The following is a 20,808-nucleotide window of genomic DNA, read 5'->3' as shown; positions in this document are numbered from 1 at the left end:
GATCGGTAAAGTAACACCTGACATCACGTCGTCTCCTCTCGGTCGAAAGACTGATTCGCCCGCCGTCGGCCCGCGCCGACCGCGGGCTTTTTTATTCTGCAGGGAATCAATCCCGCATTACACAACGAACCTGGCCATGCAGATGTCCGCCAGATAAGTGCCGTCCGGAAGTTTGATGCGTTTCTCAAAGCGTCCCTCTTCGATAAAGCCGAAACGCCGGTACAGACGTATCGCAACGGCATTGCCTTCACGCACGCGCAATTCGATCTTTTCAACAGAAGGATGACATTGGGCCCAGCTCAATACCGCCGTCATCAAATGTGTTCCGATACCGCGCCCGGTAAGGCCAGGATGCACCACGACGGTCAACGAAAAGACATGCGATGTCGAACTCAACGGCATTGGTTCAAGAAGTGCGTGGCCGGTTATCTTGCCGTTCATTTCCGCGACCAGATAAACCCCGGCAACCGCAAGCCACTTTATCTTGTCCTCGAAATCGCTTTCGGTTAATTCATGTGAAAGAGAAATCAAAATCCCGGGAGTCTTGCTGGTCTCACGCTCCGCCGCGCAAAGTATCTGCGCATCGTCTGGTACTGCATTGCGTGTAATGATCAATTCGTCCATATCGATATAAAGCCCCTGATGTGCAAAGACAAGTTTTACCCATGAATCAGCAAAAGAAAACGACGTCACACGTCTGTCAAAAAGCATCATTAGAATCCCGGCAAAACGCGCAATTCAGCATTGCACCTACCGGAGCCGGCGGTCGGGAAATATACCGGCACCACAATACCATTGCATCGTCCCTACGCAAGGGAGGTTGCATTTCAGGAAATAGCGATGCTCGCGTCAGGCGACACAGTGCCTGATGCGGCAGTACTCGTGTTCCCGCCTCCGATGTTCACAAACTGGTCATATTCCTTGCTCATACTGCGAGGTCTTCAGTCCTGCCTGTGAGGTCCCCGTGAATGCCCTGTTACTCCCCGCCACCAGATTGATGGAGCAGCTGCGCCTGCTGCCGAAATTCCTGCTCGTGTCGCTGGTATTCATTCTGCCGCTTGGTCTGGTCACCGGCTTGTTGTTCAACGAATTGCAAAAATCCATCGCCTTCGCCGAGCTGGAGCAAGACGGCCTGCGCTACGCCGTCAAGGCGGAAGACATCCACGTCCTGCTGCAACGCCATCAGGCGCTGCGCTACATGGAACTCGGCGGCAATGCCAAGATGCAGGCGCCGGCCAGGCTGATCCAGGCGTCGATCAGCAACAAGCTGGCCGAGTTTGAGCGCGACGGCGCTACGGTCTCGCGCATCGGCTTGCATGACTCGCTCGCCGGCATCCAGAAAAGATGGACGGCGATGCTGCAGCAGACGGACGTCAAAGCCAAAGATGACTACGCCGCTCATGCCGCCCTGATCGCACAGGTACAAAAATTCAGAACCGGGATCGCCGACCGCACCAACCTGCGCCTCGATCCGGAAACCAGCACGCATTACCTCGCGCTGACCTTGCTGGACAATATCCCCGCCGTCATCGAAAACATGCTGACCATCGGCGGTCGCGGCGGCGCCTACATCGACACCGGTCTGCTCGAAGCGAACGAAGAAGTCATGCTCGCCTCGACTGTGACCACCGGCAAAATCGAGCTGACGCAGTTGTCGGAAAAACTCAACGCGCTGTTCTACGACACGCCGGAATGGAAGGCGCAGCTGAGCCGGCAGGTCGCGGCAGTGCCGATGGTGTCCGCATTCTTCGACCGCGCAACCAGCGAGGTGCTGAAATCGCTGGACCAGACCTCCGGCGAGCAATTCTTCGGCGCCGCGCAGCAAGCGACGCAGCAGCTTCAGACTTTGTCGGCCGCAGCGACTGCATTGCTGAACCAGGAGCTGACGCAGCGCGTCGCACACTATCAGGCGCGCCGCAATCTGATCATGGCCGCGGTGCTGGCCGTCCTGGCGCTGGCAGGATATCTGCTCGCCGGCTTCTATAATTCCTTCAGAGAAGAAATCGGCTTTCTGAGCAGCGCGGTGGAAAGCACCGCCGCCGGCGACCTGCGCTTGCAGAGCGTGTCACACGGCAAGGATGAAATCTCTGCACTGGTCGGCGCCTTCAGCAACATGAACGTCAGCCTGGCGCAGCTGATCTCCAATGTGCGCCGCAGCGCCAAGGTCATCACAGCGGCTTCGCGCGAGATCGCGATCGGCAACAACGATCTGTCGCAGCGCACCGAGTCGCAGGCATCCAGCCTCGAAGAAACTGCATCGTCGATGGAAGTGCTGACCGCCACCGTCAAGAAGAATGCCGCCAATGCCGAGCACGCCAATGCGCTGGCGCTGTCGGCATCCGCCTTCGCCGTCAAGGGCGGGCAAGCGGTTGGCGATGTCGTCGGAACGATGGCGTCCATCAAGCAAAGCTCGGACAAGATCAGCGGCATCATCAGCGTGATCGACGGCATCGCCTTCCAGACCAATATCCTGGCACTCAATGCCGCCGTTGAAGCAGCGCGCGCCGGCGAGCAGGGCCGCGGATTCGCGGTGGTGGCGTCGGAAGTGCGCGTGCTGGCGCAGCGTTCCGCCGCCGCAGCGAAAGAGATCAAAGGCCTGATCGATGACTCGGCCGGCAAGGTTGAAGCAGGCGGCCGTCAGGTGCAGGGCGCCGGGCAGAGCATGAACGACATCGTCAATTCAATCAACGAAGTGGTCGGCATCATGTCCGAGATCACCACGTCCAGTCAGGAGCAAAGCGCCGGCATCGCCGAAGTGGGCGGCGCGATGGCGCATATTGATTCCATGACGCAGCGAAATGCCGCACTGGTGGAAGAAGCCGCAGCCGCAGCAGAGAGTCTGCAACAGCATGCCGGTCTGCTGGCCAGCGCCGTGAGCGTGTTCAAGTTGGAAGAGGAGATCGGGGAAGCCGATTCTCACGCGGAAAATATTGCCCCGGCGCCGACAGCGAAAGTACAGCGTTTACAGGATTTCGCGCACAGACCGGCGCGTCAGGCGCACCCATCGCCGGGCGTTGCAATACAACGCCGTATCGCCTGAGTCCCACACCAAGGGATGCGACAGCCCCGGCTTGCATGCCGGGGCGCTTGCCGGCTCTTCTGTCAGTCGCCCGCGTTGGCGACGATCGCGCCTTCAATACCGTTCTTTGCGAGCGAAGCGGCGACAAATCCCGACGCCTTCATCTCTTCAACAAAGCTGGCCAGATAAGCCGCTGCCGCGTCGCCTCTTGCCTTCGGCACACCCATCGCCTGGCGAATCACCATGAAACGCTGCGGCAGGATCCGCATGCCGCCGACCTTTGCCGCATCCTGTTCAAGCTGCTGTTTGACGCCGGCCGCCACGCTCAGATTCTGATCGATGAAACCCTGCACCACCGCAGGTGAAGTCGGGATGCGCACGATAGTGGCCTGATGCAGTTCGCGTGACAGGAACAGATCATAGGCACTGCCCTTGCCGACGGCGACGGTGATGCCCGGCTTGTCGACCTGCTCATTGGCCGTGATCGGTGAATCGTTGCGCACGGCATAGAACCCTTCGATCAGCACATACGGACCGGTGAAGCTGATCTCTTGCGCGCGCTTGGGGTCGACTGCAAAAAAGCCGATGTCGGCCTTATCCTGCTCGATGTTTTCCACTGAATTGCCGGCCGATTTCACCGCCACCAGTTGCAGCGGCACGCCCAGCCGTCTGGCAAGCTCCGTCGCCAGATCGACCGACACGCCGACCGGTGCGCCGGTCTTGGGATCGAGGTTCGCCAATACCGGATTGCCGAGATTGATCGATGCGCGCAGCGTGCCGTGGGGCGCAAACAGCGCCACCACGGATTGATCAGCTTGCACAGGGGAAGAGGGCGTCGATTGCGTCATCGTGGTTCCTGAAGTTTGCGCCAGTGCGGCGGCGTTGCATGTCAGAAGAACCGTCAGTGCGGAGAGTGCCGCCAGCGCTGTCCGGTTCTTCAGTGTTGTGAATGTCTTCATCGTGGCGTGACCTTTGTTGGATTCTTTTTGCAGGCTTTGTGTAATACGCAATTCAGGATGATGGCACAACAGTGCGGACGGCGCAGATGACGCAGTTGCAGGATGCGGGCAATCAGGCAAACACGCTGCGCCACCAGGCAATCGCGCGGGTCAGGAAGCTTTCTTCCTCTTCAAAGAGATAAGGCTTCTTCATGCGCAGACGCTCCAGAATTTCTTTCTCTTCCTTCTCCTTGACCGTGCCATACGCAATACCCAGTTTCAGCAGGCTGCGCAGGGCGCCCAGCTTTTCATGCGCGACGGCGCCCCGGGCATGCTCGACCGCGATCTTGGCGTCATGCAGTTGCTGCGCCAGCGATGCGGCGAGCCGCCATGCCGGCGTCTTCAGTTTCTCTTCCACCTGGGCGATGCTGACCGCCGCCGACTTGATCTGCGCCGCCAGGATGTCGATCTGCGACTCATCGCCCTTGGCCTGCTTGACGATGGCCGTGGCCCACGCCTTGGATGCTGCCGTCAGATCGTCGGAACCCCAATCCTGGCGCACCGCGATATGGAAGCCGTAGTTCGACGCCTGCGAAATCAGGATCGCCACTACGTCCGGAAAATCCTTGTCCAGCGCGCGTTTTGCCCACGCGTATTGACCCGACATCATCAGATGTTGCACGGCTTCTTCAGTCAGGAAGTTCGTGTTGTCTGATATTTTTGCCAACAAAAAACTGTCGAACGACGGCGCCACAAAACCTGAGTCGCACTTCAATGACAGACGGATGAAGTTCTTGAATTCGCGATCCAGCGATTCATAGACTTCGTCCTTGACGTTCATGTTGATTTTTTTCATGTTCTTCTCCCGTAGTACTACCGTGCACGTTAAGACTTTAGTTGCGAATCCTTCAATGTCAATCTCTGCCCGGGTTTGAGGCAGAGACATCGGCGACAGCGAAGGTTTCGCACCGGATGTTTGTTAACGGCAAGTATGGCGGAGAACTTTATCGCGGGAAATATTTTCTGCGATAAAAATCATCACTCTTTCAGCGTTCGCTCAAAGAGTGATGACTAAAAACAAACGTTGAAACGGCAACAAGGTCGTACCGTCTGTGCCGGCCGGATATGCCTCGCGCATCTTTTGCGCATACGCCTCGCGGAACGCGGCGAGGCGGTCGCCCTGCAATTTCTCCAGATAAGGACGCAGGCTGCTGCCGCTGGCCCATTGCACCACCGGATCCGGGCCGCTGAGCACGTGCAGATAAGTTGTCTGCCAGATATCGATGGTCGACGCCAGGGGGCGCAGCAGGTCGTAGTAACCCTGCGGGGTCAGCACCGAGCGCCGCTCCGAGACGTCGCCCAGCACATCGGCAAACGCCGGCGAGCGCGCCAGCCGGACCTGTTCCAGACGCAAGGGTGCGTCATGCATGATCGGCATCTGCACCGCCAGGCAGCCGCCGGGCCGCAGGAAAGAGATCAGCCGCCTGAACAGCTGCGCATGGTCCGGCAGCCACTGCAAGGTGGCGTTGGTGTAAATCAGATCGAACGGTTCATCCGGCGCCCAGGCGCTGATATCGGCCTGCAGGAAGCCGCAGTCGGGTGCTTCCTTGCGCGCTTTTTCCAGCATGCTTTCAGAACCGTCCACGCCGTGCACGTCGGCATCGGGCCAGCGCTGCTTGAGTATCGCGGTCAGGTTGCCGGCGCCGCAGCCCAGATCCAGGATGCGCGTTGGCGACACCGGAGGAACATGCGTCAGCAGATCGATGGCAGGGCGCAGGCGTTCATCGCCGAAGCGCAGATATTGCGAAGCGTCCCACAAGTCGGCATTGGCATTTTTGGCAGGCATGATGTCTTCCTATTGTATGCAGTAAGCAGGTTCAGACAGAGTGCGACGCCGCCGCCTCGCGATCGATGGTCGAGCTGTGGCGCGTCTCCGGCATCACAATATACGTCACGAGCGAGATCGCTGCACACAGGCTGGCGTAGTAGAAGAACCATGGCTCATGACCGGATGCCTTCAGCCGCAACGCCACGAATTCCGTCGTGCCGCCCATCACCGCCGTGACGATGGCGAACGGCAGACCCACGCCCAGCGCGCGCACCTTGGCCGGAAACAGTTCCGACTTCACCAGCCAGTGGATCGAGCTGAAACCGCTGAGGATGCCCAGCGCCGCCAGGTTCAGCAGAAAAGCGGTGCTGGTGCTGCTGGTCGTGCCCAGCGCATGCATGATCGGAATCGTCAGGAAAGTGCCGCCGAAGCCGAAGATCATCATCACCTTGCGGCGGCCGATCACATCCGAGAGCAGACCGTACAGCGGCTGGAACACCATGTAGATCAGCAGCGCAATCGTCGTGATCAGCGTCGCCTGGTCGCGGCTGAAGCCGCTGGTATTGACCATGTACTTCTGCAGATAAATCGTGAAGGTGTAAAACGCTACGGTACCGCCGACGCTGATGCCCACGCTCCAGATCACTTCGCGTCGATGGCGCAGCAACACCTTCAGCAGGCTTTCGCCGGAACGCTTGCCATCGTGACTGCCATGGCCATGCCTGACGAAAGAATCGGTCTCGGCAATGCCGCGCCGCAGATACATGGCGAACACCGCCAGCAAGCCGCCGATGAAGAACGGAATGCGCCAGCCCCAGGCTTCCAGCTGTTCCGGCGTCAGCAATGCACGCTGCAGCAACAGCATCAGACCCAGTGCCAGCAGCTGGCCCATCACCACGGTCACTTGCACAAAGCCGACGAAGAAGCCGCGCCGTCCGGGCGGCGCCATTTCGCTCAGGTAGGTCGCACTGGTGCCGGCTTCGCCGCCCATGCTGAAACCTTGCAGCAGGCGGGCGAACACCAGGATCGCCGGCGCGGCGATGCCGATGGTGGCGTAGGTCGGCGTCAGCGCAATGATCAGCGAACCGACGCTCATCATCGCGACCGACAGGCTCAGCGCCAGCCGGCGGCCGTAGCGGTCGGCCAGCGTGCCGATCAGCCAGCTGCCGAGCGGCCGCACCACGTAGCCGACCGAAGCGATGGCGGCGGCGTTGAGCAGCTGCACCGTCATGTTCCCACCGGGGAAGAAGGCCTTGCTGAAGTAAATTGAAAAGATGGAATACGCGAGAAAGTCGTACCACTCGATCACATTGCCGGCGCTGCCGCCGATGATGGAGCGCAGGCGTCCCGGCGCTGATTGCGTCGATTGCGTTGATTGTGCGGACGGTGCAGAGACCGCGGCCTGCGGTTGTGCTGCACTATCCGGTACTTGCGATGTTACGTTCATGTTGTCTCCTGTGTAGGGCAGGCGGGACTTCGGCGTCCCGTCTCGTAAGCTTCGCGGTCCTCGAGGGAGCGCGCCATCGGCGACTGACTGGTTATTGTGGCGCTGCCAGCAAACTCACCAGATCGCCGGCATTGCTCATCTTTTCTGCCTGCATGACTTGTTCAATGATGCGCTCGCTGTGCACCGCCGACAGCCGGTGCGAGGTCAGCTTGCGGAATTTGGCGATCACTTGTCCGGCCGAGGCGAAGGAATGTTCGCTGCCGCGCGGCGTCTCGACGGTCTCCGTCAGCACCGTGCCATCGCGCAGCGTGACCTTGACGTGCACCATGTGGCGATAAACCGAACCGCGCGCCGTGATGGCCGGATCTTCAATCACCTCGACCAGTTGCGACACGCGGATGCGTTCCGGATCGGTGACTTTTTCTTCGGTGAACTGTTCGACGAAGGCGTCGCCATCCAGCAGCAGCGTCGCCACGCAATACGGCAGGTTCAGCTGCGCCGATGTCAGGCCTTGCGGCACATACTTCCAGCCCACATGATCCACCGTGACGCGCGAACCGAGGACCTGCACCTTCTCCACATCGGCCACGCCGAAGGGATGGCGCGCCTGCATGTTGCGGATCGCGTCCAGCGTGGTGTGATTGCTGCCGACGCAGGAATAAAACTTCAACGCAATCTGCGTCGTCTCAAAGCGATCGCCCAGACCGGCCGTCAGTTTGCTCATGTCGAAACGGTCGGTCGAGCGCGAGAAGGTCGAGCAGAAACCGCCATAAGGATTTTCAAACACATCCATGATGCCGGTGAAGCCCTTGCGCGCCAGCAGCGCGCCGTACAGGCCGCTTTGCGATGCCCGTCCCGCATGCATGCGCTTGACCATGGCGCCGAACTGCGCCGCCATCAGACCCGACGCCTGCGTGCCGGCAATGCCCAGCGCGTGCACGGTTTGTTCCGGTGTCAGCTTCAGCGTAGCAGAAGCCGCCGCCGCCGCCGAGAACACGCCGACGGTTGCGCCGGAATGCCAGCCCTGGGCGATATGTTCCTGTCCCATGCACATGCCCACGCGCGGGCCGATTTCATAGCCGGCGACGCAGGCGGTGAGAAAATCGCGGCCGCTCATGCCGGGATTGATTTCGGCTGCCGCAAACAAGGACGGCAGCGTCACCGCGCCGACGTGCAGGACGCCGACGCGATGCACGTCATCCAGCTCGAAGCTCTGCACCAGCGTGCCGTTGACCAGCGCGGCATGCGGCGCCGACAGGCGTTGATTGGTGCCCCATACGGTACAGCCGCCGGCGGTGGTGTCCACCTCGCCCAGCGTTTCCATCAGGATGCGGCTCCATGGCAATTGCGATCCGTAGATCGCGCAGCCGAGCGAATCGAGCATCAGCAGCTTGATGCGTTCAATCACCGGTGCGGGGATGGCGTCGTAGCGCAGCGTGCTGACGAAGTCGGCGATGCCGCGTGTATAAGGGTTCTGAAGCTGGTCGGAGTGACTCATAAGCAATTAACGTAGTGAAGACAGGGATGAGGTCGCGATCGCCGATACGGAACTCCGCCATGGCAGAGTCAAGAACGGCGCGCTTTTCGGTGACGTCAGTATTGGTCTTCGCACATTCGTTTGTAAATTGCAGGTTTCGTGTTTATTATTGCGTTTCAGGAAGTAATCGCGAGCCTGCCGGGACGCAGGCTCCGGAACAAAGGAAACAGGTGGGATCCATGAGGCAAAAGCAATGAGCCAGAAGCAATTCGGCGGCGTCGACCTGGACGGCGTGCGCGGTTTTGTCGCCGTCGCCGAACGCCAGACCTTTGCCGACGCCGCGCTGTCGCTCAATATTTCAGCCTCGGCGCTGACGCGCCGCATCCAGCGGCTGGAGACCGCCATCGGCACGCCGTTGCTGGAGCGCACCACCCGGCGCGTGGCGCTGACGCCGGCCGGGCAGTTGTTCCTGCCGGGCGCGCAACGCAGCCTGCAAGAATTGGGTACTGCGCTGCGCCAGGTGGAGGACGCCGGCAACACGCGCGTCGGGCAAATCGTCGTCGCCTGCATCCCCACGGTCGCCAAGCAACTGTTGCCGCGCATTATCCGCGACTACCGGCTGCATCGTCCCGATGTCCGCATCCGCATGATCGACGGCACCGTCGAAGTGGTGGCGCGCAATGTGCGCGACGGCACGGCCGATCTCGGGCTGACTTTTCCTACGTTGCCTGAACCTGACTTCGTCTTCGACGCGCTGGTCAGCGATCCCTATTGCCTGGTCTGTCCGACCGATCATCCGCTGGCGCAACTGAGCACCGTGCAGTGGGAAGATCTCAAGCCCTACCAGCTCATCATTTCAGGTTCCGGCAGCGGCAACCGCATCATCCTCGATCAGGCGCTGCACAACATCAACTGGCAGCCCGAGCGCCCGGTCGAGATCGAACATCTCACCACCTCTCTCGGTCTGGTCGAAGCAGGACTGGGAATCTCCGTCGTACCGCAATCGGCGCTGCCCGACGAACCGCGCTCGCGCATCGCAATTCGTCCGCTGGTCCACCCTACGGTGGCACGCACTATCGGCCTGGTGCGCCGGCGCGGCGTCACGCTCACGCCGGTGGCGCAGCATTTCCTGCGTACGGTGCGGCGCATGGCGCCGGAGTTGGAGCGGGAGAGTGAGGAATACAGCCAGCGGCTGGCGCAGCTGTCATTGAAGTAAGGCGAAAAAGCCCTGCTTTATCTGGCGGGCGCTCTCATCTGCCGCAACGTCTTCTCATTGACCGAATCCTGAATCGCGGCCAGGGTTTGTTCCAGATGCTGCTTGACGATCTTCTGCACCAGCCGGCCGTTCTTCTTGTTGAAGCCTTCGAGAATCATGCCGTGTTCTTCGTTGTCCACTTGCAGGATCTTGGGATGCATGAAGATCGAAAGCGAGACGTAAGGCTCGGCGACGACGAGCAGGTTCTTCACGATCTCGTAGAGCCGTGAATCTTCTTCGCTCATCATCAGCTTGATGTGGAATTCACGATTCAGCGCCGACCATCGATGCGGATCGGTCGAGGCGCACATTTCTTCGTGGATGGCGTTCGCCGCCTCCAGCGATTCGGGGGAAATCGAACTCACCGCCTTCTTCGCCAACAGCGGTTCCAGCGCGATGCGCAGTTCGTAGATTTCCGCGACATCCTTGACGGTCAGCCCCTTGACCACCACGCCCTTATTGGCGTCGATCAGCACCAGGCCTTCCGAGCGCAGGCCGCGAAAGGCTTCGCGCACCGGCGTGGTGCTCACTTCAAAACGCTTGGCGACTTCATCCTGCCGCAGCTTGTCGCCGGGGTGATATTTGCCGGAAAGGATGTCGTTTCTCAGCAGGCTGAGAACGTGTTGTTCGATGGTCTTGAAGGCTTTCGGCATGCGCGGCTTCTATTGGGTGTCTCGGCTGGCAGGCGGTATTCGTTCGCTTGCTCTTTGCGGCTCAATGGTTTGAGCTCTTTCGGTTGTGCTGCCACTGTATTTTGTCTTGCATGGCAGACCGGTGCAAGCACTGTACGTACTGCACCGGTCCGTGTCGCCGGTTCATGCCCTCATCAGAGCGATGCGGGCTTCATCGACGGCAGAATGGTGCTCAGCCATTGGCCGGTTTGCAGCAGCGCCAGATCGCCGTCGGCGCGTCCGATCAGCTGCACGCCATATGGCAGGAAGTCCGTCGAAAAACCAGACGGCGTCGTCACCGCCGGCAAGCCGAGCAGCGTCGCCGGTGCGCAGAAAGACGCGTCGCCGGTCTTCTCCAATCCCTTGAGTGCAGTCGTCGGCGAAGTGATCGTCATGATCGCATCGAGGTCTTTCAGCAAGGCATCGCGACCGGCACGCAGCACGCCGACCTGTTCGATCAGACCGAGGTAGGTCTCCTTGGAAATCGTCGCACCGCGGCTCACCAGCTCCCGCGTGTAAGGACCAGCCAGCGCGTCGGCATCCTTGATGTCGTCGTAGATCGCTGCGCGCGCCTCGTAGGCGAGCACGTCAACCACCAGCTTGTTGAGGTCGCGGATATCCATGCCCAGATCGGCATCGACGCATTCCACGCCGAGCGCTTCCAGGCGGCGCACCACGGCATCGAAGTTCTGCTGCACGTCGCCTTCCACCTGCGCCCACTGCGAGGAGCGATAGACGCCGATCTTGCGCGGCTTCACGCCGGCCGCAAATGCCTTGGCGGAAGCCGGCGCCGCAATCGCGTTGTCGCGCGCGATGACCGCGTGGCAGACTGCCGCCCAATAGAAGCTCGATGTGATGAAACCCAGGTGATCCAGCGTCGGCGCCAGCGCATGCACGCCCTCGGTCGGAATCAGTCCGTAAGTCGGCTTGTAGCCCACCGCGCCGCAGTACGACGCCGGCCGGATCACCGAGCCGACGGTCTGCGTGCCCAGTGCGATCGGTACGATGCCGGCGCCTACGGCTGCCGCCGAGCCGCTCGACGAGCCGCCAGGGCTATGTCCTGTATTCCATGGATTGACGGTGGCGCCCGGATCGCGCCAGGCAAATTCCGTCGTCACCGTTTTGCCGAAGATCACCGCACCCGCTGCACGCAGCTTGCTGACGATCCACGCATCCTTCTGCGGCTGATAGCCCTGAAAAATCTTCGACCCGTAAGTGGTCGGCATGTCGGCCGTATCGATCAGGTCCTTGACGGCGACCGGTACGCCGGCGAGAGGGCCGGCGCCGGAATCGCTATCGGTATCAGGATAAGCATCGGGACGATGGGTGAACGCCTTCAGCGTGCCCTCGATGCGGTCTGCCGTCGCGACTGCGAGTGAGAGCGCCGCCTGGTTTGTCTCTTGCATGTGTGATGTGCTCATGATCTGCTCTTCAGAATGAATGGCAAAGTTGCAGACCGGATGAACAAGGCGCGCCGGTCTGCTCACTTACTACCTGTTGGTCGCTTACTTGCCTGCCTTTTCCGCAAAGCTGTTGTCCACAGCGCTATCGTAAGTCACTTCGCCCGCCTTGATGTTGCCGATGGAGATCTGGAGATCAAGACCGGCCTGGAACGCCTGTTTGGAAATCGACGGCGTCGCCGGATAGATCTTCTGATCCAGCAGGCGCTTCACGGCTGCTTCCACCACGCTCTTTTCCAGCGAAGGGAATTCCGCCACTGCCACACGATACGCCACTTGCGGATTGGTCTGCATCAGCTTCTCGGCATCGGCGATGGCGCTCACAAAACTTTGCACCATTTGCGGACGCTTCTGGATCGTCGTCTTCAGCGTGTCGATGGTCGAGAACGCGTACACGCCGTCATACTGCTTGGCGAAGTCGTAGACGATCTTGTAGCCGTTGGCCAGTGCCTGTTCCACCTGCGGCTGATACAGCGTCGCCGCGGCGGCGCGGCCGGCCGTCACGGGCGAGATTTCGGTGCCGATCGAGACGGTGTTGAGCTTGACGTTGGAGAGGCCCTTTTCCTTCAGCAGATTCTGCAGCAGGTAAGTGCTGGTCGATGGTGGCAACGCAGCCGAAATGGTCTGGTCCTTGAGATCGGCGATCGACTTGATCGGCGAATTCGGTGGCGCGACCATCCACACCGGCACACCCGATACCACCATCGCCACGTTCACCAGCGATGCCCCCTTGAGATTGGCCAGTACCGCCGTCATCGGATCCTGCAGCGAGAAGTCCGCATGGCCGCCGATCACCGCCGCCACACCTTGCGCGCCGCCGCCGGCAGTCACCTTCTGCACTTCCAGTCCGTGCTTGGCGAACAAACCTTCATTCATCGCCACATACAGCGGCAGATACTGAATCGACTGGAAGGCCTGATAGATCACCGCCTTCTCTGCAGCATGGCTGGCCGGTGCTGCGGCGCAAGCGGCTGCAATTACTGTGGCGCTGAACAGCGTACGGACGTACTTCATTGTTCGACTTTCCATGAAACGATCCTTTCTTCGATTAATTGGACAACCCAGGTAAGAACTGCGGCCATCAGCGTCAGAATGATGACGCCCAGCCAGACACTATTGAGATCGAACAGCGAGCCGGCGACGAACACCGCATGTCCCAATCCGTTTTCAGACGCGATGAACTCGCCCACCACCGCACCGATCAGCGCGAAGCCGATGTTGATGCGGAAGATGGAGAAGATCCACGGAATCGACGCCGGTACGATCAGCTTCTTGAAGATCATCGCGCGCTGCGCCTTGAACGACTTGAAGAGGTTCAGCAAATCCTTGTCGACTTCCTGCGCCGCCGCGCACGAAGAAATCATCGCCACCGCAAAGGTCGAGATGCCGGCCAGCCAGATCTTCGACACCATGCCCGAGCCGAACCAGATGATGATCAGCGGGCCGAGGGCGATTTTCGGAATGCTGTTGAGCAGGATGGAAAACTGTTCGACGATGTCCGAGGTGCGCGGATAAAACCACAGCACCAGTCCCAGCACGATACCCAGGCCGCTGCCGAGCACCAGGCCGAACAGCGTCTCGAACAGCGTCACCCAGGTGTCGTACAGCAGTTGCCCCTTGGTGAAGCCGATCACGGCCGAGCGATAAATGCCCAGCGGCGAACCGAGCAGCTGGCCGTTGATCAGATTGGCCTGCGCCGCCATCTGCCACAGAACGACCAGCACAATCAGGATGGTGGTGACGATCATCGTCGCGCCATTGTTTTTTCTTTTCATGAGAACCCTTTCTCCGCTCAGATGGCTGCGTGCGCGACATCGCTCGCACGCAGCGCATTCCAGATTTCCTTGTGATACAAGGGAAACTCCGGCGCACCGCGCGCCGTCACTGCATCGCGGTCGCCATCGGTGATGCCGTCGACGGTAAGCAGGATTTTTTCTTCGCGGGTGATCTTTGCCGGACGTCCGCCCAGCACGACGATGCGGTTGCTCATTGCGATGGCTTCATCGATATCGTGCGTCACCAGAATCACGCTGGTGCCTTCGCTGCGGGTGAGGCTGATGACATCGTTCTCCAGCATCAGCCGCGTCTCGTAATCGAGTGCCGAGAACGGTTCATCCAGCAGCACCACCGTCGGATCGGCCAGCAGCGTGCGGGTCAGCGCGACGCGCTGTTTCATGCCGCCCGACAGCGAATGCGGGTAAGCGTTGGCGACCGACTCAAGGCCATAGCGGCCCAGCATCGCCCTGGCGCGCGTGCGGTCAGCCTCGGTCACAGGGCGGTGCAGTTCGATGCCCAGCACGGCATTCTCAAGAATCGTGCGCCACGGCAGCAGCAAATCCTTTTGCAACATGTAGGCAATGCTGCCTGGCGTGCCATCGGCTTTTTCACCCAGCGCGATCTTGCCGGCGCTCGGTGTCAGCAGGCCGGAGATCAGGTTGAACAGCGTGCTCTTGCCCGCACCGCTGCGCCCGACGATCGCCACGATCTCGGCCTTGCCGACGGTGAAATTGAGGTTCTGGAAAATACGAATCTCTTCGCCGTTGGCCTTGATGAAGGCGTGGCTCAGATTCTGGACTTCAAGACGGTTCTCCAACATTTGCTCCGTAAAAAAGTACCGGCGTCGCCGCCGGCGGATGAGTCAAAAGTGTTGCCGATGTTTCTCAAAGAGAACTATGCATAATGCATAATCTGCTTCGATGCGCTGGCCCACAAGCAGAAGGCGTGCCAGAAAATACGCGCAACTGGGCACTTGGAAATCGAACCGGCTGGAGGCGTAGAAGCGGTGCGGGATCTGGCTTTCAGCGCTATCTGCGGTTCAGATTAAACGCTGTGCAGGCGACCACGCGCGAGGTCAGAGAAAGGTGCACACAATGCGTGCGAAGACGAGGCGATTCACAAAGATGGCGCGTGCGCCGCGTTGTACCGGTACAGGCCGGCTCATCTGTTTTAATGGCAGATCGAGGGCATGTTGCCTGAATCAGAACTGCATCTGCACGCCCAGGCTGGCCATGTTGCGGCGGAAGTAGCCGTAGGCGATGTTGGAAGGATTGTCGATGTGCGTGTATTGCGCGCGCACCACCATATTGCGGCCGGCGTAGCGGCTGATGTCCCACAGGGCCGAGAGCGAGCTGAGCACCTGGCGATCGGTGCGCGGTTGTGCAAACAGGGGCATGGTCTGATCGTAGTGCACGTCGGTATAACTGAAGTTGGCGCCGAGCAGCAGGTCGGGCTGGACACGGTACTGCAGATATACGCTGGGGCCGGACAGGCGGCGCGAATACACGGCGGCCTCGGCCTGTTCCCGCTGCAGCAGATATTCGCCGCCTACTTGCAGATCGGGCGTGAGCTGTGCGATGGCGCCCACGCCGCCTTGCCATGCATCGGCGTTGCGCGTGCCGTCGGTGTGGACTGTGCGTTTGGCATAACCGGCCGTGGCCGTCAGCGAGACGGTGTCGCTGATCGCGCGTGCAACGCGCCCGACGATACCGGGCGAGGTTTCCTGCAGGCGTCCGTCGAGGCGGGTATAGCGCACGTTGGGTTGCAGGCTGGCGGACCACGCCTGGCGGCTGTAGACCAGCGCGGTGGCCAGAGTCGTAGTGTCGTTGTTGTAGTCCTGGCGATCGAAGTAGCCGGTGCCGAACCATCCGGCCTGGAACAGCAGGGAGAAGCGATCGTCGAGCCGCAACGCATAGCTGCCGTTCAGACCCAGCGCGGCGCCTGCGGATTCGCGCGGCATGGCTTCCTGCAGCAGGTCGAAGGTGACCGGAATGCCGCCGATCACTGCCGGCACGCTGCGCGACACCGGGCCGGCGTTGGTATTGTCGTCCCAGGTCAGTCCGGCATACAGCTGCACTGCCCACGGCTTGTCTTTGGAATTCAGGCTGGCCGAGACCGGATCGTTGGGCCGCAGCCGCGAGGCCAACTGATCGAGTTCCGTGCGCGCCGGGCCTTCGCTGGCGTCGGCTGCCTGCCCCAGCAATGGCGCCGCATCCCCCTGGCGGCCCATGGCCAGGTACAGTCCTGCCAGCTCGATCTTGGGTGAGGCATCGGCCGGCGCCAGCGTGATCGCGCGCCGATAGTACAGCTCGGCCTGGACGCGGTCATGCGCGGCACTGGAGCACCGTCCCAGCAGCAGCATGCGTTCGGCTTCGGTGTCGTCCACCGGCGTCGTGTCCTTCAGCATGGCGCAGGCAAGATCGGGACGCCGCTCGGCGAAGGCGCGGCGCGCGAAGGCAAGTTCCGTGGCGTTTTGTTGCTCGACTGCCGTCATCGGCGCAATCGTCGTGCCGGTCTCGGCGGCATACGCGTCGCCCCCGGCGCCGGCAATACACAGGGCCATCGTCAACCAGGAGAGCCGCGGCAATTTGCCGACGCATGCGAGGGAAGCGGCCGGCGCAGCGACAGAAGAGCTGGACGCGCTGGAAGGGCGGGAGCGAAAAGAAGCGTGCATTGGAGTCAATTCAAAGAGGTGGGATCAGAAACGCAATCGCATGGCAGCATGGCGGAGAGGCGTCACCGGCAGCGCAGCGGCGTCATTGCTTGGCCTTGAACGTGCCGGTTGCACTCAGCGAACCGCCGGTGTTCTGCATGGACCAGGCGCCCGCGAGTTGTTCAGCCGCAGGCCCGAAGAATTGCCCGTTCATGATGAAGCCGGTGACGTTCTGTCCCGCATACGTGCCCGACATGCCGCCACCGACGTAGCCGCCCAGCAGCGTCAGGTTGAACGACGTGCTGCCCTGGTTGCCGTTGAACGTGATGCCGCCCGCGATGCTCGGCGCGCCGCTCCGGATGGCGCCAAAATCGACCGACGCCGACAGGGTTCCGCCGATGCTCGCGCCCGAATTGAGCGTGCCGCTGACAGGGCCGGTGTAGGTCGCCCGCGAAGATGTCGGGATACTCACCAACGGTGTGACCAGGCCGGCCGTGACATAGGCAAAGGCCTGTTGCTGGGCGGCGGTGGCGGCGGTGGCGGCCGCGGTGGCTTGCTGCTGCTGTTGCTGTTGCAGCGCGCTTTGCGTTGCCGAGGAACTGCCTTCGCTGCTCGCTACCGCGGCCGCGGCGGCAGCCAAGGTGATGCCCAAGGTCCCGGCTGCCACCGCGCCGACCGACATTCCCGCGACGCCTCCGGTAGTGGCGGCGCCGGCTGCAGCGCCGGAGGGCCCGGAACTCGTCACCGTGCCGGTGCCGTCGCCGCCCACAGGGGTTGCATCCGCGGTGCGCGCAGCAGCGGTCGGGGCGGGCGGTATCGCAGCTTGCGCCTGAGCGGCGCCGTCGCCTTGACCGGCTGCCAGATGCATCATGATTTCCTTGGTCGTGGCGGGTTTGGCGGGCGACTTGCCGACGCCGGGTTTGGCGATCTCCTGCGAGGCCGATTCGGACGGTGTGGTCTTGGCGCCGCCGGACGCGCTCTTGGTCTCAGACCCGGTCTTCGATTCGATCTGCGTCTCGGTGCTTGCCGGGTTGCCTGCCGGACTACCCGACTGCGTCAGGGTCGATTGCACGTACTGTGCGATCTGCTGCAAGAGTTGCTGCTGCTCTTGCAGCGTCGACGTCGCTTGTCCCTGCTTCGCCGGCTGCGCCAGCGCTTGTGTCACTTTTGTGAGCGCGGTCAGGCTTTGCTCCACTTGCGCCAATTGTTGCTTTTGTTCTGCAGTGGGCCGGGGATTCTGTTGCAGTTGCTGGCGCAAGGTTGTCAGTTGGGCGCTGAGCTTGTTTGCATAGGCAAGGTTGGCGGCCGAGCTCTCAGACGACGGTTGCTTTTCTACCTGAGTCCGTTGCTGCTGCACCTGCTGCAGAGCCGTCTCCAGATCCATGCTGCCGATGTTGAGCGCGCTGACGCCCGGCGGCATTTGCGCCTGGGCCGCACCTGCAACGCCGAGCAGCGGCAGCAGCAACGATGCGCCGATCAGTGAAGCAATGGGGAGCGTGCGGCTCCGGTGTTGACGCGGCCGGGCGACCGGCGGACGAATGAATGGCATGCTGACCCCTGGGAGCTACGCGATGGCGCGCAATGATGTTTTTTGTGCGCACCATGTTACGAGCCAGCTACGCCGGGGTAAATACTGCATATGCAGTATTTAGAGCAGAACCTCAGGGTGAAAGCAGCTTGCTGCGTAACGCATAAGCCGTGACTTCCGCCACGTTATGCAACGACAGCTTGCTCATAAGATTCTGGCGATGCTTACGTACTGTGAGGACAGAAAGATTCAATCGGGTCGCAATGTCGTTGCTGGATTCACCCTGTGCGATGAGCGCCAGGATTTCCTGTTCGCGTGCGGTGATCGACGCCGTTGCCTGTGCCGACAGGCCAAGACCATCCGGACGCTCGGCAAAATCGCCGAGACCTTTGCTCAGATAGACGATGCCCGAGAGAACCAGCGAGATGGCATACAGCAGTTCCTCGGCGTTTTCGTGCTTGAGCACATAGCCGTCTGCGCCCGCTTCGAAGGCTGCCTTGACGGAAGCTGCGCCGGGGCTGGCGGTGAGGATCAGCACGCGCACCGCATTGGACGCACCGGAAGACTCCTTGATCCGGCGCGTCAGTTCGATGCCGTGGCAACCCGGCAGGTCGAGATCGAGCAGCAGCAGGTCGGCCTGATGCTCGCGCAGCAGCCGCTCGACGTCGCCGCCATCGCCGGTGTCTGCAACCACGCACAGGTTGGACCTGCTGGAAATGAGCAGCTTCAGGCCGTCGCGGATGATGGCGTGGTCTTCGGCGAGCACAATCTTTTTCATGCCTTTGTTGTCCCTTTATCAAGGCGTTGCGCCTTTTTCCCCGGCCGGCGGCTGACGCCGGCAGTACGCCGATATTACAATAAACCATCATCACGCCCGGCAAGTCCGCCAGCTCTCGCGGGCCCGGCTACCAACGACAGTCAACCATCGCAAATAATAATGCCGCGCCTGCTTCCCACTCAAAACCGGGCTGTCTATCTGGAGCTGGTCAATACGCTCTACCGCCAGTCGCCGCCGATCTTCTTCGGTAATATCATGGTGGTCAGCCTGACCATATTCCTGCTGTGGGGCCAGCTTGCACACGCCGTGCTGCTGGGTTGGGCGGCATCCATTTATCTGGTCACGGTGCTGCGCATCATCATGGTCTGGCGCGATCTGCGCGGTCCTGCAGGGCGGCAGCCGACTTCCCTGCGCTGCTGGCGCTATGTTGCTTGGGCGGCGGTCTCGGGTTGTCTGTGGGGAGCAATCGGGCTGTTATTCTTTGCGCCCGACAATACCGTCATCACGGTGTACATCTGCATCGTCCTGGCCGGGATGACCGGCGGCTCGGTCGCCTCGTTGTCTTCCTTCTGGCCGGCTTACTACGTGTATGCCTTGCCGACCGTTTTGCCCTTTGCGATCCGATCGTTTGTACACGGCACGCCGCTGTTCTCCGTGCTTGGCGTTCTCTCGCTGTTCTTGCTAGGCGTGAACCTGGCGTACAGCCGCGTGATGCAGCGCACGGTGCGCGACGCCATCGCGCTGCGTTTCGAGAACGTCGAGCTGATCCGCCAACTTACCGAAGAAAAGGATCGTGCCGAACAAGCCAATCGCAGCAAGTCGCAGTTTCTCGCCGCGGCCAGCCACGACTTGCGCCAACCCGCGCATGCGCTCGGCCTTTACATCGCCACCCTGCGTACGGTCGCCCAGGCGCCGCGCATCGAACGCAGCACGGTCGACATGCTCGCCGGCCGGCTGCAGTCGGCGCTGAGCAGCATGTCGCAATTGCTCAACGTGCTGCTGGATATCTCACGCCTTGACGCCGGTGTCGTCCAGATTGAGAAGCGCCGCTTCAGCCTGCAAGAAATTTTTTCCACGCTGGGCAACCAATTCGCCCAGGCTGCCGCCGTCAAGGGGCTGACGCTTAAGGTCAGGCCGACATCGGCGTGGACCGATACGGATCCCGTCTTGTTGCACAATGTCCTGGCCAACCTGCTTTCGAACGCCGTGCGGTATACCGAAAAGGGAAGAATCCTGCTGGCGTCCCGGCGCCGCGGCGATGTGCTGGAGGTCGGCGTGTTCGATACCGGCATCGGCATCGCCGCCGATCAGTTCGAGCCTATCTTTCGCGAGTTCTATCAGATCCACAATATCGCGCGCGATCGCGAGCAAGGGCTTGGTCTCGGCCTGGCGATCGTGCAGCGTACGGCCAGCCTGATCGGCACGCGCGTAGACCTGCGCTCGGTTCCCGGCAAGGGATCATGTTTCTTCCTGCACCTGCCGTACTGCCGCCATCCCGACATGGCAGACGCTGCATCCGCTCTTCCCGACCTGCCTGCAAGCCTTATCGGCGAGACCGGCACGGTGCTGGTCGTCGACGACGATCAGCAGGTCCTCGACAGCATGCAGATCCTGTTGCAAAGCTGGGGCTATCAGGTCCTGGCAGCGCGTTCGCTGGAACAGGCGCTGACGATGCTGAGCGGCGGGCACAGGCCGGATCTGGTGGTCAGCGATTTCCGGTTGGCTGCCGACGTGACAGGCATCGATGTCATCAACGCCGTACTCAGGGCGCTGAACGCAGACGTGCCCGCCATCATCGTCACTGGCGACACCTCGCCGCAAGGCATCAGCCAGGCCAGCGCCAGCGGCTATCAGGTGCTGCACAAGCCGCTTGATCCTTCGCAATTGCGCGCGACGATATCGCGACTGCTGGCTGCCGCGCAAGAGAAGTGAGCTGCATGCAGGTGCGGAATCCGGACAAATTAAGGCAATCGAGTGA

The 20,808-nt window shown here is 61.2% G+C and carries 17 protein-coding genes; 3 read left to right on the top strand and 14 right to left on the bottom strand.

Features of this window, described 5'->3' with window-relative positions; translation table 11 throughout:
* Positions 1–117 precede the first annotated feature (117 nt).
* Positions 118–714 carry a GNAT family N-acetyltransferase gene (locus AC1RN6_RS19710; RefSeq protein ID WP_493007119.1) on the bottom strand — a complete coding sequence of 199 codons (597 nt, stop codon included), beginning with the start codon at positions 712–714 and terminating at the stop codon, positions 118–120.
* A 250-nt stretch (positions 715–964) separates the two neighbouring features.
* Here AC1RN6_RS19710 and AC1RN6_RS19705 point away from each other — a divergent pair, with 250 nt between their 5' ends.
* Positions 965–3,040: a methyl-accepting chemotaxis protein gene (locus AC1RN6_RS19705; protein WP_493007118.1), complete on the top strand. Its 2,076-nt coding sequence runs from the start codon at positions 965–967 to the stop codon at positions 3,038–3,040.
* A gap of 62 nt (positions 3,041–3,102) precedes the next feature.
* Here the strand turns inward: AC1RN6_RS19705 and AC1RN6_RS19700 are convergent, their stop codons facing one another.
* The 5 genes from AC1RN6_RS19700 to AC1RN6_RS19680 form a co-directional block, all read right to left on the bottom strand.
* On the bottom strand, positions 3,103–3,978 hold the full coding sequence (locus tag AC1RN6_RS19700) for an ABC transporter substrate-binding protein (protein WP_493007117.1): 876 nt from the start codon (positions 3,976–3,978) through the stop codon (positions 3,103–3,105).
* Positions 3,979–4,090: 112 nt separating this feature from the next.
* Entirely contained in the window at positions 4,091–4,813 is a 723-nt protein-coding gene (locus AC1RN6_RS19695) for a DUF4088 family protein (protein WP_493007116.1), read from the bottom strand.
* A gap of 201 nt (positions 4,814–5,014) precedes the next feature.
* Positions 5,015–5,803: a methyltransferase domain-containing protein gene (locus AC1RN6_RS19690; protein ID WP_493007115.1), complete on the bottom strand. Its 789-nt coding sequence runs from the start codon at positions 5,801–5,803 to the stop codon at positions 5,015–5,017.
* 31 nt (positions 5,804–5,834) lie between these two features.
* Positions 5,835–7,232: an MFS transporter gene (locus AC1RN6_RS19685; protein WP_493007114.1), complete on the bottom strand. Its 1,398-nt coding sequence runs from the start codon at positions 7,230–7,232 to the stop codon at positions 5,835–5,837.
* A 91-nt stretch (positions 7,233–7,323) separates the two neighbouring features.
* Entirely contained in the window at positions 7,324–8,730 is a 1,407-nt protein-coding gene (locus tag AC1RN6_RS19680) for an MmgE/PrpD family protein (protein ID WP_493007113.1), read from the bottom strand.
* A gap of 232 nt (positions 8,731–8,962) precedes the next feature.
* On the opposite strand from AC1RN6_RS19680, the gene AC1RN6_RS19675 reads away from it, so the two are divergent.
* Positions 8,963–9,925: a LysR family transcriptional regulator gene (locus tag AC1RN6_RS19675; protein WP_493007112.1), complete on the top strand. Its 963-nt coding sequence runs from the start codon at positions 8,963–8,965 to the stop codon at positions 9,923–9,925.
* A 17-nt stretch (positions 9,926–9,942) separates the two neighbouring features.
* Here AC1RN6_RS19675 and AC1RN6_RS19670 read toward each other — a convergent pair whose 3' ends face one another.
* The 8 genes from AC1RN6_RS19670 to AC1RN6_RS19635 form a co-directional block, all read right to left on the bottom strand.
* Positions 9,943–10,617: a GntR family transcriptional regulator gene (locus AC1RN6_RS19670; protein WP_493007111.1), complete on the bottom strand. Its 675-nt coding sequence runs from the start codon at positions 10,615–10,617 to the stop codon at positions 9,943–9,945.
* A 173-nt stretch (positions 10,618–10,790) separates the two neighbouring features.
* Positions 10,791–12,056 (bottom strand): amidase, encoded by a 1,266-nt coding sequence (locus AC1RN6_RS19665; RefSeq protein WP_493007110.1) that lies wholly within the window; start codon positions 12,054–12,056, stop codon positions 10,791–10,793.
* A gap of 84 nt (positions 12,057–12,140) precedes the next feature.
* Positions 12,141–13,124 (bottom strand): ABC transporter substrate-binding protein, encoded by a 984-nt coding sequence (locus AC1RN6_RS19660; RefSeq protein ID WP_493007109.1) that lies wholly within the window; start codon positions 13,122–13,124, stop codon positions 12,141–12,143.
* The gene (locus AC1RN6_RS19655) at positions 13,106–13,870 is read right to left on the bottom strand and encodes an ABC transporter permease (protein WP_493007108.1); all 765 of its coding nucleotides are present in this window, start codon (positions 13,868–13,870) and stop codon (positions 13,106–13,108) included. Before AC1RN6_RS19655 ends, AC1RN6_RS19660 begins: the two co-directional genes overlap by 19 nt.
* A gap of 17 nt (positions 13,871–13,887) precedes the next feature.
* On the bottom strand, positions 13,888–14,691 hold the full coding sequence (locus tag AC1RN6_RS19650) for an ABC transporter ATP-binding protein (RefSeq protein ID WP_493007107.1): 804 nt from the start codon (positions 14,689–14,691) through the stop codon (positions 13,888–13,890).
* Between the two features lie 381 nt (positions 14,692–15,072).
* Positions 15,073–16,434, bottom strand: a complete 1,362-nt coding sequence (locus AC1RN6_RS19645) for a surface lipoprotein assembly modifier (protein ID WP_493007106.1) — start codon at positions 16,432–16,434, stop codon at positions 15,073–15,075.
* 193 nt (positions 16,435–16,627) lie between these two features.
* Positions 16,628–18,073 carry a HupA family protein gene (locus AC1RN6_RS19640; RefSeq protein WP_493007105.1) on the bottom strand — a complete coding sequence of 482 codons (1,446 nt, stop codon included), beginning with the start codon at positions 18,071–18,073 and terminating at the stop codon, positions 16,628–16,630.
* 112 nt (positions 18,074–18,185) lie between these two features.
* The gene (locus AC1RN6_RS19635) at positions 18,186–18,830 is read right to left on the bottom strand and encodes a response regulator (RefSeq protein WP_493007104.1); all 645 of its coding nucleotides are present in this window, start codon (positions 18,828–18,830) and stop codon (positions 18,186–18,188) included.
* Between the two features lie 159 nt (positions 18,831–18,989).
* Here AC1RN6_RS19635 and AC1RN6_RS19630 point away from each other — a divergent pair, with 159 nt between their 5' ends.
* Entirely contained in the window at positions 18,990–20,762 is a 1,773-nt protein-coding gene (locus AC1RN6_RS19630) for a sensor histidine kinase (RefSeq protein ID WP_493007103.1), read from the top strand.
* The last annotated feature ends 46 nt before the right edge of the window (positions 20,763–20,808 follow it).

It is taken from the genome of Herbaspirillum sp. GW822-FHT03A08, assembly GCF_058801885.1.
This window is presented reverse-complemented; position numbering and strand designations above follow the sequence as displayed.

Bases quoted from the DNA above. Each gene is read 5' to 3' on its own strand.
- AC1RN6_RS19710 (WP_493007119.1), bottom strand. From the start codon at position 714: ATGATGCTTTTTGACAGACGTGTGACGTCGTTTTCTTTTGCTGATTCA.
- AC1RN6_RS19700 (WP_493007117.1), bottom strand. From the start codon at position 3,978: ATGAAGACATTCACAACACTGAAGAACCGGACAGCGCTGGCGGCACTC.
- AC1RN6_RS19695 (WP_493007116.1), bottom strand. From the start codon at position 4,813: ATGAAAAAAATCAACATGAACGTCAAGGACGAAGTCTATGAATCGCTG.
- AC1RN6_RS19690 (WP_493007115.1), bottom strand. From the start codon at position 5,803: ATGCCTGCCAAAAATGCCAATGCCGACTTGTGGGACGCTTCGCAATAT.
- AC1RN6_RS19685 (WP_493007114.1), bottom strand. From the start codon at position 7,232: ATGAACGTAACATCGCAAGTACCGGATAGTGCAGCACAACCGCAGGCC.
- AC1RN6_RS19680 (WP_493007113.1), bottom strand. From the start codon at position 8,730: ATGAGTCACTCCGACCAGCTTCAGAACCCTTATACACGCGGCATCGCC.
- AC1RN6_RS19675 (WP_493007112.1), top strand. From the start codon at position 8,963: ATGAGCCAGAAGCAATTCGGCGGCGTCGACCTGGACGGCGTGCGCGGT.
- AC1RN6_RS19670 (WP_493007111.1), bottom strand. From the start codon at position 10,617: ATGCCGAAAGCCTTCAAGACCATCGAACAACACGTTCTCAGCCTGCTG.
- AC1RN6_RS19665 (WP_493007110.1), bottom strand. From the start codon at position 12,056: ATGAGCACATCACACATGCAAGAGACAAACCAGGCGGCGCTCTCACTC.
- AC1RN6_RS19660 (WP_493007109.1), bottom strand. From the start codon at position 13,124: ATGGAAAGTCGAACAATGAAGTACGTCCGTACGCTGTTCAGCGCCACA.
- AC1RN6_RS19655 (WP_493007108.1), bottom strand. From the start codon at position 13,870: ATGAAAAGAAAAAACAATGGCGCGACGATGATCGTCACCACCATCCTG.
- AC1RN6_RS19650 (WP_493007107.1), bottom strand. From the start codon at position 14,691: ATGTTGGAGAACCGTCTTGAAGTCCAGAATCTGAGCCACGCCTTCATC.
- AC1RN6_RS19645 (WP_493007106.1), bottom strand. From the start codon at position 16,434: ATGGCCCTGTGTATTGCCGGCGCCGGGGGCGACGCGTATGCCGCCGAG.
- AC1RN6_RS19640 (WP_493007105.1), bottom strand. From the start codon at position 18,073: ATGCCATTCATTCGTCCGCCGGTCGCCCGGCCGCGTCAACACCGGAGC.
- AC1RN6_RS19635 (WP_493007104.1), bottom strand. From the start codon at position 18,830: ATGAAAAAGATTGTGCTCGCCGAAGACCACGCCATCATCCGCGACGGC.
- AC1RN6_RS19630 (WP_493007103.1), top strand. From the start codon at position 18,990: ATGCCGCGCCTGCTTCCCACTCAAAACCGGGCTGTCTATCTGGAGCTG.